At 46.0% G+C, this 16,992-nt stretch carries 18 protein-coding genes and 1 pseudogene; 11 read left to right on the forward strand and 8 right to left on the reverse strand.

The genetic code is table 11. The features are described 5' to 3' along the window. Positions 1-237 precede the first annotated feature (237 nt). On the reverse strand, positions 238-900 hold the full coding sequence (locus tag MST20_RS01725; protein WP_075753414.1) for a TerC family protein: 663 nt from the start codon (positions 898-900) through the stop codon (positions 238-240). 179 nt (positions 901-1,079) lie between these two features. Here MST20_RS01725 and MST20_RS01730 point away from each other — a divergent pair. From MST20_RS01730 to MST20_RS01760, 7 genes and pseudogenes are all read left to right on the forward strand, one after another. After that, positions 1,080-1,205 (forward strand): annotated as a pseudogene (locus MST20_RS01730) (hypothetical protein). Then, positions 1,187-1,825, forward strand: coding sequence for an adaptor protein MecA (mecA, locus tag MST20_RS01735; protein WP_003180627.1), 639 nt, complete (start codon positions 1,187-1,189; stop codon positions 1,823-1,825). The pseudogene MST20_RS01730 and the gene mecA overlap by 19 nt, the downstream one beginning before the upstream one ends. Positions 1,826-2,071: 246 nt before the next feature. Continuing rightward, complete coding sequence (locus tag MST20_RS01740; protein WP_243939678.1) at positions 2,072-2,869, forward strand: glycosyl hydrolase family 8; 798 nt, start codon at positions 2,072-2,074, stop codon at positions 2,867-2,869. A 168-nt stretch (positions 2,870-3,037) separates the two neighbouring features. Continuing rightward, on the forward strand, positions 3,038-3,370 hold the full coding sequence (locus MST20_RS01745; protein WP_243939680.1) for a hypothetical protein: 333 nt from the start codon (positions 3,038-3,040) through the stop codon (positions 3,368-3,370). Positions 3,371-3,559: 189 nt separating this feature from the next. Then, positions 3,560-4,609: a tripartite tricarboxylate transporter substrate binding protein gene (locus MST20_RS01750; RefSeq protein WP_243939685.1), complete on the forward strand. Its 1,050-nt coding sequence runs from the start codon at positions 3,560-3,562 to the stop codon at positions 4,607-4,609. Positions 4,610-4,709: 100 nt separating this feature from the next. Continuing rightward, positions 4,710-5,165 carry a tripartite tricarboxylate transporter TctB family protein gene (locus MST20_RS01755; protein ID WP_243939687.1) on the forward strand — a complete coding sequence of 152 codons (456 nt, stop codon included), beginning with the start codon at positions 4,710-4,712 and terminating at the stop codon, positions 5,163-5,165. A 22-nt stretch (positions 5,166-5,187) separates the two neighbouring features. Further along, on the forward strand, positions 5,188-6,693 hold the full coding sequence (locus tag MST20_RS01760) for a tripartite tricarboxylate transporter permease (protein ID WP_243939689.1): 1,506 nt from the start codon (positions 5,188-5,190) through the stop codon (positions 6,691-6,693). 19 nt (positions 6,694-6,712) lie between these two features. Here the strand turns inward: MST20_RS01760 and MST20_RS01765 are convergent, their stop codons facing one another. Beyond that, positions 6,713-7,432 carry a response regulator gene (locus tag MST20_RS01765; protein ID WP_020450941.1) on the reverse strand — a complete coding sequence of 240 codons (720 nt, stop codon included), beginning with the start codon at positions 7,430-7,432 and terminating at the stop codon, positions 6,713-6,715. Positions 7,433-7,454: 22 nt separating this feature from the next. After that, positions 7,455-8,999, reverse strand: coding sequence for an ATP-binding protein (locus MST20_RS01770; protein WP_481747877.1), 1,545 nt, complete (start codon positions 8,997-8,999; stop codon positions 7,455-7,457). Positions 9,000-9,169: 170 nt separating this feature from the next. Here MST20_RS01770 and MST20_RS01775 point away from each other — a divergent pair, with 170 nt between their 5' ends. Together MST20_RS01775 and pepF are read left to right on the forward strand one after the other, a co-directional pair. Next, the gene (locus MST20_RS01775) at positions 9,170-10,318 is read left to right on the forward strand and encodes a competence protein CoiA family protein (protein ID WP_243939693.1); all 1,149 of its coding nucleotides are present in this window, start codon (positions 9,170-9,172) and stop codon (positions 10,316-10,318) included. 212 nt (positions 10,319-10,530) lie between these two features. Beyond that, positions 10,531-12,360, forward strand: a complete 1,830-nt coding sequence (pepF, locus tag MST20_RS01780; protein ID WP_347880848.1) for an oligoendopeptidase F — start codon at positions 10,531-10,533, stop codon at positions 12,358-12,360. A 57-nt stretch (positions 12,361-12,417) separates the two neighbouring features. On the opposite strand, the gene MST20_RS01785 is transcribed toward pepF, so the two are convergent. The 5 genes from MST20_RS01785 to MST20_RS01805 all read right to left on the reverse strand — a co-directional run bounded on the left by MST20_RS01785 (position 12,418) and on the right by MST20_RS01805 (position 15,815). Next, positions 12,418-12,585 (reverse strand): hypothetical protein, encoded by a 168-nt coding sequence (locus tag MST20_RS01785; RefSeq protein WP_023856663.1) that lies wholly within the window; start codon positions 12,583-12,585, stop codon positions 12,418-12,420. A gap of 410 nt (positions 12,586-12,995) precedes the next feature. Then, complete coding sequence (gene spxH, locus MST20_RS01790; RefSeq protein ID WP_003180650.1) at positions 12,996-13,898, reverse strand: protease adaptor protein SpxH; 903 nt, start codon at positions 13,896-13,898, stop codon at positions 12,996-12,998. Beyond that, positions 13,895-14,293, reverse strand: a complete 399-nt coding sequence (locus MST20_RS01795) for a globin domain-containing protein (protein ID WP_003180652.1) — start codon at positions 14,291-14,293, stop codon at positions 13,895-13,897. The genes spxH and MST20_RS01795 overlap by 4 nt, the downstream gene beginning before the upstream one ends. Before the next feature lie 283 nt (positions 14,294-14,576). After that, entirely contained in the window at positions 14,577-15,230 is a 654-nt protein-coding gene (locus tag MST20_RS01800) for a lytic transglycosylase domain-containing protein (RefSeq protein WP_243939697.1), read from the reverse strand. A 12-nt stretch (positions 15,231-15,242) separates the two neighbouring features. Next, positions 15,243-15,815 (reverse strand): CYTH domain-containing protein, encoded by a 573-nt coding sequence (locus tag MST20_RS01805; protein ID WP_243939699.1) that lies wholly within the window; start codon positions 15,813-15,815, stop codon positions 15,243-15,245. Positions 15,816-15,945: 130 nt separating this feature from the next. Here MST20_RS01805 and MST20_RS01810 point away from each other — a divergent pair, with 130 nt between their 5' ends. Together MST20_RS01810 and yjbM are read left to right on the forward strand one after the other, a co-directional pair. Beyond that, on the forward strand, positions 15,946-16,311 hold the full coding sequence (locus MST20_RS01810) for a UPF0738 family protein (RefSeq protein WP_003180659.1): 366 nt from the start codon (positions 15,946-15,948) through the stop codon (positions 16,309-16,311). Between the two features lie 31 nt (positions 16,312-16,342). After that, on the forward strand, positions 16,343-16,978 hold the full coding sequence (gene yjbM / locus MST20_RS01815) for a GTP diphosphokinase (protein ID WP_243939701.1): 636 nt from the start codon (positions 16,343-16,345) through the stop codon (positions 16,976-16,978). Positions 16,979-16,992: the final 14 nt, after the last annotated feature.

The following is a 16,992-nucleotide window of genomic DNA, read 5'->3' on the forward strand; positions in this document are numbered from 1 at the left end:
TTTAAACGATTTTGTCAACTTTTGATTCAGCGTGATCCGAAAACCTTTGCAGTCTAGGATGGCCGAGCATCGGAGCAGACTTTCACAGGATGTGATGACGGCGGCGTTCAGGCAGGACGCCTGAGTGGTTAGCCGCTGAACCTTATTCTATTCGTGAGCACCGACGCGCAGGCCCTGACAACGAATGCGAAGGTTTGTCGGCACGCTGAGAAGGCTGAATTTTTCAGCCTTCTTTTTTTAATGCTTTTCACTCGTCTGTTCATAATAAATACTGGCTAAAATCACAAAAATCACCGTCAGGACGGGCAGCAGCATTTCGAGGGTGCTGTGCTGCGCCATAAAGGAAGACAACTCCCGCTCCCTGACGATCATTTCGCCGCCAGTATAAGCGAGCAGTCCGCTTCCCGCGTATATGAAGAGCGGAAATTTGGCAAGAGCCGCTTGAATCAGCCTGCTGCCCCAAATGATGACCGGAACGGAGACCATCAGGCCGACAACGACTAGCATCAGGCGTCCGTGCGAAGCTCCAGCGACCGCAATCACATTATCAAGCGACATGAACAAATCGGCAATCACGATGATGCGGATCGCCTTAAATAAAGATGTCCCGCCTTTGACATGCTGGGCATCTTTTTTCTCAATCAGAAGCTGATATCCTAAGTACAACAGGAAGATTCCTCCGATAAATTGCAGATAAGGAACCGCGAGCAGGTACACTGCTGCCATTGTTAGCGCGATTCTCATCATGATGGCGATCAATGTGCCGATGATGATCGCTTTTTGTCTTTGCCGGGGAGGCAAATGACGGCTTGCCATTGCAATCACAACAGCGTTATCGCCGCCAAGTATGAGATCGATTCCGATGATCACAAGGAACGACATCAGTATATCGTGTTCCATCCACTGGCACCTCGCTTTGCCTTTGCATCGGGGCTTGCCTGAAAAGGCGCCCGCATCTACAGCTGCTGCTTGTACAACTAATATATGAAGCAGGCCGGAAAATATGTTAGCTTGACCTTGGAGGCGTTTTTATTTCTTTTCCGCCTTTTTTATCATAAAATAGAAAATAAAGATTGATCATGGGTAAGGTTAAGAAGTGGACGTAATGGGTAAAGTGTAGTAAAGTACAATTAATTGGGAGCTTAGTTATCCCTTCAACATCTTACAAAGAAGGGAAGGTTGGCAAATGGAAATCGAAAGAATAAACGAACACACGGTTAAGTTTTATATTTCCTACGGTGATATCGAAGACCGCGGGTTTGACAGAGAAGAAATTTGGTACAATCGAGAACGCAGTGAAGAGCTTTTTTGGGAAATGATGGACGAAGTGCACGAAGAAGAAGAGTTTGCCGTTGAAGGCCCCCTTTGGATTCAAGTGCAGGCCCTTGATAAGGGATTGGAAATCATTGTGACAAGAGCTCAGCTGTCCAAAGACGGACAAAAGCTGGAACTGCCGATTCCTGAAGATAAAAAACAGCATGTAGCAGAAGAAAGCCTTGATGCTTTGCTTGACGACTTTCAAAAAGAAGAGCAGGCAGAAGAGCAGAAACTGCAGTTTGTTTTAAAGTTTGACGATTTTGAGGATTTAATCTCACTGTCAAAAATGTCTATCAGCGGCTGCCAAACGACATTATATTCTCACGAGAACCGCTATTATTTATTCGTGGATTTCAGTGAACTGCCTGATGAAGAGGTGGAAAACCAGCTGAGCATTCTACTGGAGTATGCCTCAGAATCAAAGACGACGATTCATATGCTGAAAGAGTATGGAACACTAATTGCAGCGGATCATGCTCTTCATACAATAAAAAAGCACTTCGCATAAAAAAGCCGGTTTCTTTTGAAGCCGGCTTTAACTTTCTGGAACAATGATACGAAGTGTCTTCATTAGCTTTAAATTTTCCACAACTTCCCTCCTCCCATTTTACATCTTTCAAACGGCTCTCCACTTTCAAAGAAAACGATCATTTCCGCCCTAAACCGAATAGGTCAATCTGATCTATACACTTCCAGTTTCATTGATCAAGATGGATTGGTGTTATGACAAATTTTGAAAGGTGAGAACGATTTGATGCGAAAAAGTTTAACATGGATCATGGCTGTCTTTATTGGTTTAACATGTTTTTGTGCCGCTTATTCTCAAACAGCCATGGCAGCCGTACATTCCAAGACTCCGGATATTCTCGGAACAACGGGCAAAAACAATTTGAATCAGGCCTATAAAAAATACTTTGATGCGAAAGGCGATGGTAAAGGCGGATCGCTGTTTCATTATATGAAGGACGGTTCAGCATACATCGCTTCGACGACGGATGATAACCTGGGCAATGGCTACTACAGCGTCAAAACAGAGGGTATGAGTTACGGGATGATGATTACGCTGCAAATGAATGATGAGTATAAGTTCCAAAAGCTGTGGGATTTCGTCCGTAAATATATGCGCCATTCTGACAGAAACGACAGTTTGTACGGCTATCATAGCTGGCATATGAAAACGAACGGCTCTGACGTGCAAACCATTGATCAGAATGTTGCATCTGACGGCGAGGTCTGGTTTGCGGCAGCGCTCATGATGGCGTCCGGCCGCTGGGGAGATAAAAAATACCCGTATGATTACAAAGCGCGGGCTCAAGACATGCTTGACGCTTTGGCCGGTGACGGAGAATACGCCAACGCCGGTAAGGAATCGCGAGTGTTTATAAAAAACAGCAAGGATCAGCGCTATGCGATGGTTCGATTCGGCCCTTATGTCAATTGGACGGACCCATCCTACCACGTTCCTGCTTTTTTCGAGTTATTCGCTAAAAGCGCCAGAAGCAGCCAGCAGTATTTTTGGAAAGACGCAGCAAACAAATCTCGAACATACTAAACGACGTTTAAAAGCGTTTTAAATAACGGATCAACCGTCACCAATGCCGCGACAGGCCTGTTTCCCGATGAAGCCGGCTTTGACGGCGTATGCGATGCGGCTCATTCCTCAACGGAAACAGACCGAAATTTCAGCTATGATGCTTGGCGGACGGTGTCCCATATCGCTATGGATTATACACTTTGGTCCTCGGCAGATAACGCATATCGCGCCAGCGAGCAAAAAGCGGTTAACAAGTTCTTGACGTTTATGAAACGGGAAAACCACGGGAGAACCGCCCATGAATATACGCTGAATGGGACGGCCGTCAAAAAAGGAAGCCCGGTTGGCCTGATCGCCGCCAATGCGGGCGGCGCGAGTGCAGCAAGCGATGCATCATTAAGGACGGGATTTGCCAATGCGTTTAACAGCGCCTATATTCCAGAAGATTATTACGGATCATGCCTTTACATGCTGAACAGCCTGGTGGCAAACGGCAAATTTGCGATGTACCTTCCTTAAAGAATGTAATATCAAATTGAAAGACTGACCCTTCTCTGCGGAGAGGGGTTTTTCATTCGCCAGAAGTTGATCCCGTAAATATCCTTTAACAAAAATTACATCTCTATTTGAGGAAGATTTTTTGTGAACTTTATGAACAAAAAGAATATTATGCAGTTAAACTGTGCACGAAAAGTCGGAGGAGCTATAATGAAAGCGATTACAATTAAGGGGGAGCACGACATGACAAAGAGGGGTAGATGTTACGGCTTTGCAATTTTACTTGTGTTTGCGCTGATTTTGGGAGGATGCGGCGGAAACACGGCTTCAAATAAAGCCGCGAACGAAAAAGACTTTAAACCTTCGAAAGCAATTGAGGTCGTTGCGCCTGCCGGAGCCGGCGGGGGATGGGATACAACGGCCAGAACGATCTCGAAAATTATGGGTGAAGAAAAATTGATTAAAAAGATGGCTGTCGTCAATAAACCGGGCGGCGGGGGAGCGTCGGGATGGTCGTATGTCCACCGCAAAAAAGGTGATAACCATACGTTGTTTGTTACATCTCCGCCGATTTTGTTCGTGCCTTTAAACGGACAATCCCAGTACGGCCACAATGATTTTACGCCGATCGCAAGCGTGATTGCCGACTACGGAGCGTTTGTCGTTCATAAAGATTCGCCTTATCAGTCGATGACAGACCTTGTGGATGCGCTGAAAAAAGATCCGAAAAAAGCTTCTATTGTAGGGACGTCTTCTCCGGGAAGCATGGACCACATGCAATTTGTCAGCGCTGTTCAAAAGGCTGGCGTTGATGCGAAAGAGCTGAAATACATTACGGCGCAAGACGGCGCCGGGATGAGCATGCTGCTCGGTAAAAAAGCCGATGTCTACTCGACGGGTGTCGGTGAAGCGGCCGAACAGGCGCGCGCCGGAAAAGTCAGAGTGCTGGCCATCACCGCTCCCGAGCGCATGAAAGGAGATACCGTCAAAGATTTTCCGACCTTAAAAGAGCAGGGAATCGATGATGAATTTACGGTCTGGAGAGGATTTATGGGACCTCCGGGAATGAGCGAGTCCGCCGTAAAATACTATGAAGAAAAAATCAAAGAGATGATGGAAAAAGACAGCTGGAAATCGATTCGGGACAGCTATGGATGGACGGATAACTTTATGGGCCATCAAGAATTCAAAGACTATCTTGACGCTCAATATAAAGAAATGGAAGCGCTTCTTGATGATATCGGATTGGGTGGCAAATAAAATGGTCTCCGCACGGTTGCCGGTACGGGAAAGCCTTAAAAGCTTTGCCCGGCACAGCCGGCGACCGGCAAGCTGAAATCGAGAAAGGCTGGTGTAAACCATGAGAATCACAAACCGGGCCGTTTCTGTCATCATTTTGGCTGTGGCAGCCATTTACCTGGCGCTCAGCTTTAATTTAGACAGCTATCCGTACGCGGTGATCGATGCGGACGTGCTGCCGAAAAGTTTAGGCATATTGCTTCTCATTTTGGGAATATTTCTGTTTTTTGAAAAAGATCAAAAGGATACAACGGTGAAAAAGCTGTTTCAGCTGAAGAAAAAAGACGTCAAGGTCATGATGCTCTGTGTTGTTTCTCTGTTGATCTACATTTCGGTTTTAGAATTCATCGGATTTTTGCTTTCTACGGTATTGCTGCTGGTCGTTTTGCCCGCGGTGTTGGGATATCGGAATTGGAAAACGGCTGCGATCGTTTCACTGATTTTCAGCAGCACAATTTATTTTTCATTCAATTATGTGCTCAACATCATGCTTCCGCAGGGGGTTATGCCTTTTTAATCGAACATAAGGAGGGAAGTGCATGTTAGATAGTATATTATACGGGTTTCAGGTGGCGCTGACTCCGCAAAATATCATGTTCGCTTTTATCGGGGTGCTGATCGGGACGGTTATCGGGATGCTGCCCGGGCTCGGACCGATCACCGCGATTGCCATTATGATCCCACTAAGTTATGGAATGGACCCGGCCTCCGCGTTAATTTTGATGGCGGGTGTCTATTACGGAGCGGTTTTTGGCGGTTCGACGTCATCGATTCTGTTAAATGCACCCGGAGTAGCGGGCACTGTCGCGACATCGTTTGACGGCTATCCGATGGCAAAGCAGGGAAAAGCGGGGAAAGCCCTCGCCATCGCTGCCATCTGCTCTTTCGCAGGCGGAACGATCACCGTAGTTGCGCTGATGCTCGTCGCGCCGGCAATGGCAAACATTGCGGTGACATTTGGACCGACAGAATATTTTGCATTGATGATGCTCGGCCTGGTGGCAATTTCGAGCCTTTCCGAAGGATCGACAGTCAAGGCGCTGATTTCTACGACATTGGGCTTTATGACCGCTACCATCGGGATTGATCCGCAGACGGGGACCGAACGGTTTACATTCGGTGCGGCAAGCCTTCTCGAAGGCATCGATTTTCTGATTGTGGCTCTCGGTTTGTTTGCACTTGCTGAAGTTGCGTTCTTAATCAAGACGCGGAACAAGCCGATGACGGAGGGAGCGTCTCAGGTCGGCAGCCTGAAGCTGACGAAAAGCGAAATGAAAGAGATTTCGGGACCGATTGCAAGGCATTCGGTCATCGGATTTTTGCTCGGCATCCTGCCCGGTGCAGGGGCGACAATTGCATCATTTATTTCTTATATTACGGAGAAAAGAATCTCAAAACATCCTGAAACGTTTGGAAAGGGAAATATTAAAGGGGTCGCAGCACCTGAGACTTCAAACAATGCGGCAACGAGCGGCGCATTCGTACCCCTTCTGACACTCGGGATTCCCGGGTCAGGGACAACGGCCGTCCTGCTCGGCGCCCTTTTGGTCGTCGGCGTTCAGCCGGGGCCCCTCATGCTGACAGATCATCCCGACGTGTTCTGGGGCGTGATCGCAAGCATGTATATCGGCAATTTATTTCTGCTGATTTTAAATTTGCCGTTAATTCCTTTCTTGTCAAAAATTCTTCTGATTCCAAAGCAGCTGTTGATTTCGCTCATATTTGTTTTCTGCCTGATCGGCGTCTATGCCGTGACATTTAATGTCGTGCACCTTTATATTCTTGTGTTCTTCGGAATCCTCGGATATTTTATGAGAGTGCTGTCTTTTCCAGCGGCTCCGTTTATTTTGGCTTTTATTCTCGGAAGTTTGATGGAAGAATCATTTAGACAAGCGATGACGCTGTCATCAGGAAGCCTGTCCGTGTTTTTTGAAAGTCCCGTCACAATCGGTTTATTGATAACAGCTCTTTTGTCGCTCATCGTGCCGCCGATTTCCCGGGCAATGAAGAACAGAAATAAAAAATCGATCGATTTGGAAGGCTAGGCTTTTGATGTCCGGAACGCTATGTTTCCGGACTTTCATTTTTCACAGGCTTGTAGCGCCGTTCGGGACGTCCGACGGTTCCATAGAAAAGTTCTGTTTTCACATGTTTTTCGGCAGCTAAAAATTCTAAATAGCGTCTTGCGGTCGTCCGGCTGACACCGATGGTGCGCCCGAGATTTTCGGCGGTGATGCCATCACTGTTTTCGCTTTTGTTTAAAACGCCGGCTACTTTTTTCAGCGTCAGACCGTCGATTCCTTTCGGATAATCGGCTTCAGCGGTTTGTTTTTCTTTCATGATGCTTCGCCTTTTTGCCATCAAGCTGTCAACGTCTGTCTGATCGATTGAAGACATTTCATTTACCTTGAGCCGGTAGGACCGATAGTTTAACAGCGTTTCTTTCAGTCTGGAAAACATAATCGGCTTGATCAAATAATCGACGGCTCCCGCGCGAATCGCCTGCTCGACATACTCAACTTCTTTCGCCGCCGTAATCATCATCACATCTGTATGTCTGAGCTTTTGTCTGATCAGCCAGAGAAGCTCCATCCCTGAGCCGTCCGGCAGAAAAATGTCGAGCAGGACAAGGTCGGGCTTCACGTCAGGAAGCAAATCCTTTGCATCTTGAAAATTTTCTGCGATTCCAATGACAGAAAATCCTTCAATTTTGCTGATCAGTTTTTGATGGATGTCAGCGTTCCTGATGTCATCCTCCACGATAAACACTTGTAATGCTTTCATAGGTCAGTCCCCCAGCGTTTCTCTATTTTGGTATCACGACAGTAAACAATGCTCCGCCAAGGTCGCTTTTATCCGCTTTGATTTGTCCATTTAACGCATTGACGGCTTCTTTGACTAAAAAGAGGCCGAGACCGCGGTGATTCGCCGCTTTTGTCGAATAAAACTTTTGAAAGATCCGCTCCTGTTCCCCCTCGGGAATACCGTCTCCCGAGTCTTCAACTTCAATTAAGATGTGATCTCCTCCGTCTGACAAAAAGACAAGGATGCTGCGGTCTTTTTTGTGGGACACGGCGTCAAAGGCATTCTCAATCAAATTTCCTAAAATCGTAATGAATTTCCCTTTGTCCATTTCGTCCGGCAAGGCATCCAATTTTGAGCTTTCATCGATTTCCAGGTTGATGTGCAGCTCTTTGGCACGGTTGACCTTTCCCAGCAGCAACCCGGAAAGAAGCGGATCAGGAATCGAATGGATGAGAAATCGCAGCATTTCCTGATGGCTTTTGTTCTCTTTTTGGATTAATTCGAGCGCTTCAGAATAGCTTTCCAGCTGGATCAGTCCCGCGATTGTGTTCAGCTTGTTTGAATATTCGTGGGTCTGGGCTCTCAGACCTTCCGCGTATTGGGAAGTTTGCGCCAGCTTTTTGGAGAGTTCGTCAATGTCCGTCTTTCTCCTGAAGCTTGCGACGGCTCCGCGGATTTTTTCGTTTTCGAAAATCGGCACTCTGTTGACGATTAATTCTTCGTTTCCGATCGTTAATTCCTGATCTTTTTGCGCCGTTTTCGTTTTCAGCACTTCGGGGAGCAGCGTATCCGGAAGAAGCTCGGAAATCGGTTTGCCGAGCCATTGTTCTTCGCTTTCAACGCGAAGGAGCTCACACGCTTTTCTATTCAAGAGCGTGATTTCTTCATGTTTGTTGATGGCGATCAAGGCCTCGTGCACAGATTCTGTAATTGCCTGTTTTTCAGTATATAATTGATTAATTTCATAAGGTTCAAGACCGAAAATGGACTTTTTGACATTGCGGGAAATATAGACGGCTCCCAAAACTCCCATCAGCACGACAAATCCCAATAAAAATATGAATTTTGTCTGATATTGAGAGACGATATCCTGAATATTTTCTTTTAAAAAACCGACTGAGATGATTCCGACGATTTTACCGTTTTCATTAAGGATTGGGGCTTTGCCCCTGATGGCCGGGCCAAGCGTGCCGACGGCTTCCGAAATGTATGCTTCTCCTTTTTCAAGAGCGCGCTGATTGTCTCCGCCGACCATCGGTTTGCCGATTTTTCCCGGGTCCGGATGAGCATAGCGAATCGCATCCGCCGAGCCGATCACGATGTATTGCGCACCGGACTGCTTTCTCGCGTTTTCTGCAATTGGCTGAAGGATTCGGGACGGATCGTCCGTTTCAAAGGCTTCCTGGACGGAAGGCATCTGGGCGAGTGTTTTCGCCATATCGAGCGCTCTGGCTTGAATTTGTGTTTTTAACGAATTTTCTAAAATGATTAAATAGAGGCCGCTCATAACAGAAAGCAAGATCAATAGCAGGGTGAGAATCAGCAATGTGAGCTTGGTGGTCAGCGTCCGTTTGATGTCAAAAACTCCTTTTCTAAAAATTTCGAGTTCTATAATACTACTTTATATAAAATCGGCCTGAATTTGAAGCGTTTTCAAAAAAAGGAAAGCTTCCGCGAATGTTGAATACTTGATCAAACAGGAAGGAGAGAGACAAAATGTTCAGTGCAATGATCGATCAAGAAGAGATCATCTGTCTTGCCGACGGATACAAAACCGAAGATCTCAAGCGATTGAGAAAACGACATTTATTTTACTGTCCGGTTTGCCGGTGTGAACTCGACCTAAAAGTCGGTCCCGTCAAGCTCCCGCACTTCGCTCATAAGCCGGGTGCAGCATGTCCGGTGCCCCATGAACCGGAGAGCTCCTATCATCTGAAAGGAAAACGGCTGTTGTACGAATGGCTCGGCGGCCAAGGACTCAGTCCGGTGCTTGAACCGTATTTGCAAGAGATCAGACAAAGGCCCGATTTGCTTCTGGACTACGGAACCCGCCAGGTTGCGGTTGAATTTCAATGTGCGAATCTCGATGCTGCAGCGTACCGAAAAAGAACGGAAGGCTTTCTCAAACTGGGAATCGAGCCGTTGTGGATTCTGGGCGGTAACCGGGTAAGACGCTTGACGGGGAGTTTTTTTCAGCTTTCAGTGTTTCACTGGCAGTTCGCTCAGAAAAGCGAAAAGCCTCCCAAGCTCCTGTTTTTTTGCCCCGAACAAAAGGCTTTCATCATCCTCGAACACTTGATTCCCTTTCAAACAAACAAAACATCCGCATCCTTGCGTTTTCTCCCACTTGCTGAAGCAAGCTGGCATGATGTAACCGCGCGGGAAAACTGTTCGCCTCTCCAGCTTAAAGATTGGAAAAGAAACGTCCTCAGCTTTCGGATGTCAGCCGTGCGTTTTTTATCAAAAGAAGCGAAGCAGATTGCCGCGCTCTTTTATGAAAAGTACCGGCTCCCGCTCCCGTTTTTCCCCTCAGAAGTTTTTCTCCCGGTTCCGTCAGGCTATATTTTTGCCCATCCGGTTTATGTGTGGCAAGGGTACCTTTTCTTATTTATAACGAAGCATGATACGTTTCGCCTGCAGTCTGCGGTTCATTATGTGGACTGGCTCGTCAAGAGCAAAAGGCTGAAGCTGAGATGGAGCGGGCAGCAAACGGCTGCTGATGCCGTTTGCGAATACATTTGTTTTTTGCATAAAAAAGGATTTTTGGAGAGGAAAGAGGAATTTTATTATTCCGCGGGTCCTGTTGCTCCGGAGCCGCGGCTGGAGGCGCTGTTAAAAAGGGATGAACATTATTTTTCCGAATGATTATCAAGCCTTTCGTTCAACCTAAAGAAAGGAAGGTGGTGTCCGGGCTGTTTCAGATCAAAAGATACGTATTTTATTTTTTAACGGCGGGATTTTGCGTCTTTTTTTTCGCATATGATTTGACAAAAGACGGTGAAAAAACAGAAGATAAACACAATACAAGTTTATTGGACAACAATGGACTTGGAGTAAAGAAAGCGAGGGGATTGACAGTGGCTGAAGAAAAAAAATCGAAGAAACTGCCTTCAAGAGAAGAAGTGAAGCAAGAAGACACGTGGAGACTTGAGGATATCTTCCCGTCAGATGACGCTTGGAACGAGGAATTTCAAGCCGTTAAAGAACTGCTGCCCAAGCTTTCCGAATTCAAGGGCAGGCTCGGCCATTCCGCCGATGATTTATATGAAGCGCTGACTTATCAGGATAAGGTGATGGAGCGTCTCGGGAAGCTGTATACTTACGCTCACATGCGCTATGATCAGGATACTGGAAATTCTTTTTACCAAGGTCTCAATGATAAAGCGGCCAACCTCTATACCCAGGCTGCGAGCGCGACGGCCTACATGGTGCCGGAAATATTATCGATTCAGGAAGAAAAGCTTCAGCAGTTCCTGTTGGAAAAAGAGGAGTTAAAGCTTTACTCACATGCTCTCGAAGAAATCAATAAAGAGCGTCCTCACGTGCTGAGCGAGGAGGAGGAAGGGATTTTGGCCGAAGCGTCTGATGTTCTTTCATCTTCTTCCAATACGTTCGGCATGCTGAATAACGCCGATATGGAATTTCCGGAGATCACGGATGAAAATGGAGAAAAGGTGCAGCTCACACACGGCAATTATGTCACCTTTTTGGAAAGCGAGAATCGTGATGTCCGCCGCGCGGCATTCAAGGCGGTTTACGAAACATACGGCCGCTTTAAAAACACGCTCGCTTCCACGCTCAGCGGAGCTGTGAAAAAAGACAACTTTTATGCGAAGGTTAAACATTATAAATCGGCGCGGGAAGCTGCTTTGTCGCGCAACAGCATTCCTGAAGAAGTCTACGACAATCTTGTCAGCACGATCAACAAGCATCTCCCGCTTCTTCACCGCTATGTTGAGCTTAGAAAAAAAGTGCTTGAGCTTGATGAGGTGCACATGTATGACCTGTATACTCCGCTTGTAAAGGACTCTGGAATGAAAGTTACCTACGAGCAGGCAAAGGACTATATGCTGAAAGGTTTGACGCCTTTAGGGGAAGAATATTCATCCATCCTGAAAGAAGGATTGAACAACCGCTGGGTCGATGTGTATGAAAACAAAGGAAAACGAAGCGGCGCTTATTCCTCAGGAACTTACGGAACAAATCCGTATATTTTGATGAACTGGCAGGACAACGTCAATAATTTGTTTACGCTCGTCCATGAATTCGGCCATTCCGTGCACAGCTACTATACGAGAAAATATCAGCCTTACCCGTACGGAAACTACAGCATTTTCGTAGCCGAGGTAGCTTCTACGACGAATGAAGCGCTTTTGGGAGAATACTTGCTGAATACAATCGACGATGAAAAACAGCGGCTCTATATTTTGAATCATATGCTTGAAGGCTTCAAGGGAACGGTTTTCAGACAGACGATGTTTGCCGAATTTGAACATGAGATCCATGTCAAAGCCCAGGAAGGTGAACCGCTGACACCTGAGCTGTTAACGAGCATCTACTATGATTTGAATAAAAAATATTTCGGTGACAATATTGAGATTGATAAGGAAATCGGTCTTGAGTGGTCAAGAATACCGCATTTCTACTACAATTATTATGTGTATCAGTACGCCACAGGCTTCAGTGCAGCTCAGGCGCTCAGTCAGCAGATTTTAAAAGAAGGCAAATCGGCTGTTGACCGCTATATTGAGTTCTTGAAAGCGGGAAGCTCGGATTATCCGATTGAAGTGCTGAAAAAAGCCGGTGTCGATATGACATCTTCAGAGCCGATCGAAGCTGCGTGCAAAAAGTTTGAAGAGCAGCTGAACGAAATGGAAGAACTTTTGCAAAAAGTCGATCATTCATAATAGGCGAATAGATGGAAGAGGCTGCCGGTCATACCGGCAGCCTTGTTCGCGATGAGGTCAAAAACCTTTAAATGTTTTGCGGTGGTTGAGGCGGCTGAGCGTAAAAAGGATTGATATAAATAAGAGGGGAGACGTAATATAAAGGGGAAACATATTCATCAAACCTAAAATGTTCAAGACGAAAAAAAATAATATTGATGCAAGTCCTAAAATGATCTGAAGCATAAAAACCCTCCTAAGGACTGATAAAATTTCACAGGGGGAGACGAGGCGCAAAAAGCGCAGCAAACCGTTCGCCAGTCCGCATAAATCGCGGTTTTGCAACGTGCGGCGGGCTCGTTTTCTTTGTTACTTTGAACATATGATGGACATCTATTATTTATGTTTTTGTGACAAAAATGTGAAAACTAATGAAATCAGTTGTCAAAACTCGACATGATTTGATATTATAAAGATGTGAAATTGATCACAAACAAACATTTACCCCTTTGTTTGACCGTGAAAAATTTCTCCCATCCCCTTTGTTGTCGTTAAGACATATTAGAAACCGCGCTTATCCCGGCGCGGTTTCTTACTGCTTCAAAAAGGAACGTGTGTTCGTTTTAGCGCGAAAAAAAACACGGGAGAAACCCGTGCTATTTTTCGCATTGATAAAGCGGTCCGGCATCATGATGTCCGTTTATATAGCGCCAGAACATGCCGTGTTTCGCTTCCACTCTTTCGACTTTGCGGGCGAACGCGAGCTTTTTCATTTCCCGTTCCACCTCTTCCAGCGTCCAGTCGTAAACGACGGCAATTTCTTTGTCGGCTACAAATTGAAAGTATTCGATAAAAAGTTCGAGTGGAGGTGTTTGTGAAGGCTTCGGCTCATCGCCGAGCATCTCAAACAATACTTCTTCGTAAATCTCGTATGAATAATTTCCGGTTACTTTTAAGCCTTCTCCTTCGCGGAGACTGTTAAAAAACGTAAGAGTCGGAACAGATGCCACTTCCATTTCGGCAGCGATTTTCAAATCGCATTGCAGGGCTTTCACGGCGCTCTGCGAATGAAGATCCCTTTTAAATTCCTCCAGATCGAGCTGTGTATGCTCTGCGATTGCCAGGAGCACCTGTTCTTCGGTGATATCCTGCCGATTGAGAAACAGGCTTTCCTGCATGCATCTCAAAAACTGCAGCCCTGCTTTTCTGCCCTGCAGTTCCGCCGCCTTCAAAGCGAGCGAAGCGAGGTATGGCGCGGAAAGAGCTTTATCATGCAGGAGCGTCCCGTCACAAGACATGCCCGACCTGCATGCGATCTTTTCCCATGCCTCTGCGAGTCGGTGCTTTTTACGTTTCTGAACGTTCAGCGCTGTGATGCTGCATGCGGCGATGATCCTTAGTGTGAAAAAGCGGCCGTAGCGGATTTTCAACTTTTTGATCGCCGGCTCTAAAGCCCAGCATTCGGGAGACAAAGGGTCGACAAACATATAAATTTCCATCGGTTTTTGCGGATGTCCGTGGCAATGGGAGAAAAATTGGTCACGCTGATTGAGTGTCAATGTGAACCATCCTCCATTTTAGGCTGATTTACCATATGTCTGGCTGTCAATGTCAGCCTTTCAAAAAGAAATTCCCTGATTTCGCCCTTTAAACCGACATGATCCATTGCCTCTTTCATACACGAAAGCCATGCGTCCGCCCGTTCCGGTGTGATTGGAAACGGCAGGTGCCGCGCCCTCAGCATCGGGTGTCCGTGTTCTTCTGTATAAAGCGGCGGACCGCCTAAATATTGCGTTAAAAATTGCTTCTGCTTTCTTGCCGTTTCCGTTAAGTCGTCCGGAAAAATCGGGTAGAGCAGCGGATGCCGCTTTACACGCTCATAAAAAGTATCAACAAGTTGCGATAGAAGCTCTTCTCCAATCGCTTCATAAGGTGCGTTAAACGATTGTCCCATGTTGACTACTCCTTTTAATATGGCTAATAGGAAAATATACCGATTCCTATTGCAAAAAAATATTTATCTTGTGCATCATTTATTATTTCACGATTGTATATACTTATTTTAGCAACCTCGTGCCATTTCTACAAACAAACCGACTTCTGCCTGCGGGCGAAAATCGCTGTTTTTGTTTCAAATATCATATCATATTCGCTTCTTAAATGTGTATTTTTAATACCGGGAGGATCAAAGAGGAAGTAAATGCGGACAAAAAAAGCCGGAAAGCGTCCTTTCCGGCTTAGGCATAGTAATTTGAGGTGATTCTTTTTACATAATTTTGCGTTTCTTTAAAAGGGGGAATGCCTCCGTACTTTTGGACATTTCCCGGTCCGGCATTGTAGGCCGCTAATGCGAGGTTCACATTTCCGCTGTATTTATCGAGCATCTGCTTTAAGTATTTTGTTCCGCCTTCTATATTTTGCACGGGGTCAAAAGCGTTATTCACGCCGAGCGCTTTCGCCGTTGACGGCATGAGCTGCATCAGGCCCATGGCGCCGGCCGGGCTGACCGCTTTTTCCTGGTAGCGCGATTCCTGCTTGACGACGGCATGAATCAGCTTCTCATCGACTCCGTATTTTTCTGCGGCGTTTTTGATGATTTGGTCAATGCTCTGATTTTGGCCGCCGAAAGAGACGGGTTTCGCTGCGGCAGATGGGACAGCCGCAATCGCCGCAGGCTTTTCAGCTGTCAGCGGCGCCTGAAGCTGAGACGCTGTCGACACAGCCGGAACAACCGCGGGCTGTGCAGACTCCAAGCCGCCGACATTGCTTAAATATTGGTTTAAAATCGAGCTGAAATCAAAACCAGCATCTTCGGAACCGCTGTCTGAAGCCGGATAAAACGACCGTATCGCCTGGAGTTCCAAGAGGGCGGCCAAATGGTTGACGTTCATTGTTTTCCCACCTTATTGATCTTTAAGTTTTTGCTCATAAAATCGGACGATTTTGTTTTTGGTTTCACGCTCAGGGATGCCGAACGATTTCAGCAGTTCAAAGAAATCCCGTTTTCCGCGTTCATAGTCTGTCACTTCGAATTCAACTTCAAAGTCTTCTACCATTAAGTATCGGCTGTGATCCAAAACAATTAAGCCCTGCGGTAAATTTTTTTCTGCACGGCTTGTCGCAAGCGTTCCGAAAAGGATGAGCTCGTCCGGTTCAATGCCAAGGTGCTTCAGGCGATCGTATACCGGCCCATGCGGAATCGTGAACGTTTCAAATTCGGGCTTCCGGGTCAGCTCCTGGTGGGTTTCCATCAGACCTACAGGTGCCGGCTCTTTTAATGTCAGTACATATCGCTGCTGTTTTTCGCGAATTCTTAAAGCCGCTCCTTTTTCTTTTAAAGAAAAGGAAGGCGTATCGTAATAATGGTTTTTTTGTATAACAAATTGCTCGGAGGTAAATTGATAATATGATTTGATTTTCTCAAATTCTTTTTTTGTCAGCATATTTTTAAATTCGATTTCAAGTTCCTGGCTCATTCTTTAATTTTTTCATCCTCTCAGCTGGTAAAATTGCATTTTCCTTATTATCTCTTGAGAAGGAACGTTTATCAATATTGAAGCTGATATGATAAAATGAATCTGTACTTTTATTGTAAAGGAGAGCATTATGCAGAACAGAATTGAGATTACAGAAGCCAATCTGCGAAACGACCGGCTGGTGCTGACCAGCGAAATCAATGACGGAGCCGAGCGGAAACCGGCCGGACGCATGCTGACAGACTCCGATCATTTTGCATTTGTATACATACTTGAACAGGACGATTCCTTTGAATACGTCATTTTAAACGAAGGCATCTGGTCCGATCTTAAAGCGGCCCTCGACGCCAATCTTCCTGTGTTTTTACATATCGGAAACACGGAGCTGGAGCTTAACGGGTTCCATGATGAGCTTGGATATTTAATAGAGAATATTAAAGATAATGCTAATTATGGCGAAGAAATGGAAGAGAGAGTGAAACGGATATTCCTCTAGAAAAAAAGGCGATGAAATTGGGGGAAGGTTTATGGACGAAAAACAATGGGAGCATTTTTTAGCGCCGTACCGGCAGGCTGTTGAAGAGCTGAAAGTGAAGCTGAAAGGGGTCCGGACCCTTTACGAATACGAAGAGGAGCATTCGCCGATTGAATTCGTGACAGGGCGGGTGAAGCCTGTTCCGAGTATTCTTGAGAAGGCCAAGCGAAAAAACATTCCTCTGCACAACATTGAAAGCATGCAAGATATTGCCGGGCTCAGAATCATGTGCCAATTTTTTGAGGATATTCGCATTGTCGTCGATATGCTTCTGGCGAGAAAGGACTTCACGGTGGTGGATAAGCGCGACTATATCGCGGAACATAAAGAGAGCGGCTACCGCTCCTACCACCTCGTCGTGCTGTATCCTTTGCAGACAATCAACGGGGAAAAACAGATTTTGGTTGAAATTCAAATCCGGACGCTGGCGATGAATTTTTGGGCGACAATCGAGCATTCTTTAAATTATAAATACAGCGGCAACATTCCGGAAAAAGTAAAATTAAGGCTTCAAAGAGCTTCTGAAGCAGCATCAATGCTCGATATGGAAATGTCCGAGATCAGAGGCGAGATTCAGGAGGCTCAGGTGGCATTTTCACGTAAGAAAAAGGATGAGGATGACGGTTAGGGGAAAGGAGATGG

It is taken from the genome of Bacillus sp. B19-2 (genome assembly GCF_022832475.1).
GTDB classification, from domain to species: Bacteria; Bacillota; Bacilli; order Bacillales; family Bacillaceae; genus Bacillus; species Bacillus paralicheniformis.

Bases quoted from the DNA above. Each gene is read 5' to 3' on its own strand.
- MST20_RS01725 (WP_075753414.1), bottom strand. From the start codon at position 900: ATGGAACACGATATACTGATGTCGTTCCTTGTGATCATCGGAATCGAT.
- mecA (WP_003180627.1), top strand. From the start codon at position 1,187: ATGGAAATCGAAAGAATAAACGAACACACGGTTAAGTTTTATATTTCC.
- MST20_RS01740 (WP_243939678.1), top strand. From the start codon at position 2,072: ATGCGAAAAAGTTTAACATGGATCATGGCTGTCTTTATTGGTTTAACA.
- MST20_RS01745 (WP_243939680.1), top strand. From the start codon at position 3,038: ATGGATTATACACTTTGGTCCTCGGCAGATAACGCATATCGCGCCAGC.
- MST20_RS01750 (WP_243939685.1), top strand. From the start codon at position 3,560: ATGAAAGCGATTACAATTAAGGGGGAGCACGACATGACAAAGAGGGGT.
- MST20_RS01755 (WP_243939687.1), top strand. From the start codon at position 4,710: ATGAGAATCACAAACCGGGCCGTTTCTGTCATCATTTTGGCTGTGGCA.
- MST20_RS01760 (WP_243939689.1), top strand. From the start codon at position 5,188: ATGTTAGATAGTATATTATACGGGTTTCAGGTGGCGCTGACTCCGCAA.
- MST20_RS01765 (WP_020450941.1), bottom strand. From the start codon at position 7,432: ATGAAAGCATTACAAGTGTTTATCGTGGAGGATGACATCAGGAACGCT.
- MST20_RS01775 (WP_243939693.1), top strand. From the start codon at position 9,170: ATGTTCAGTGCAATGATCGATCAAGAAGAGATCATCTGTCTTGCCGAC.
- MST20_RS01785 (WP_023856663.1), bottom strand. From the start codon at position 12,585: ATGCTTCAGATCATTTTAGGACTTGCATCAATATTATTTTTTTTCGTC.
- MST20_RS01795 (WP_003180652.1), bottom strand. From the start codon at position 14,293: ATGGGACAATCGTTTAACGCACCTTATGAAGCGATTGGAGAAGAGCTT.
- MST20_RS01800 (WP_243939697.1), bottom strand. From the start codon at position 15,230: ATGAACGTCAACCATTTGGCCGCCCTCTTGGAACTCCAGGCGATACGG.
- MST20_RS01805 (WP_243939699.1), bottom strand. From the start codon at position 15,815: ATGAGCCAGGAACTTGAAATCGAATTTAAAAATATGCTGACAAAAAAA.
- MST20_RS01810 (WP_003180659.1), top strand. From the start codon at position 15,946: ATGCAGAACAGAATTGAGATTACAGAAGCCAATCTGCGAAACGACCGG.
- yjbM (WP_243939701.1), top strand. From the start codon at position 16,343: ATGGACGAAAAACAATGGGAGCATTTTTTAGCGCCGTACCGGCAGGCT.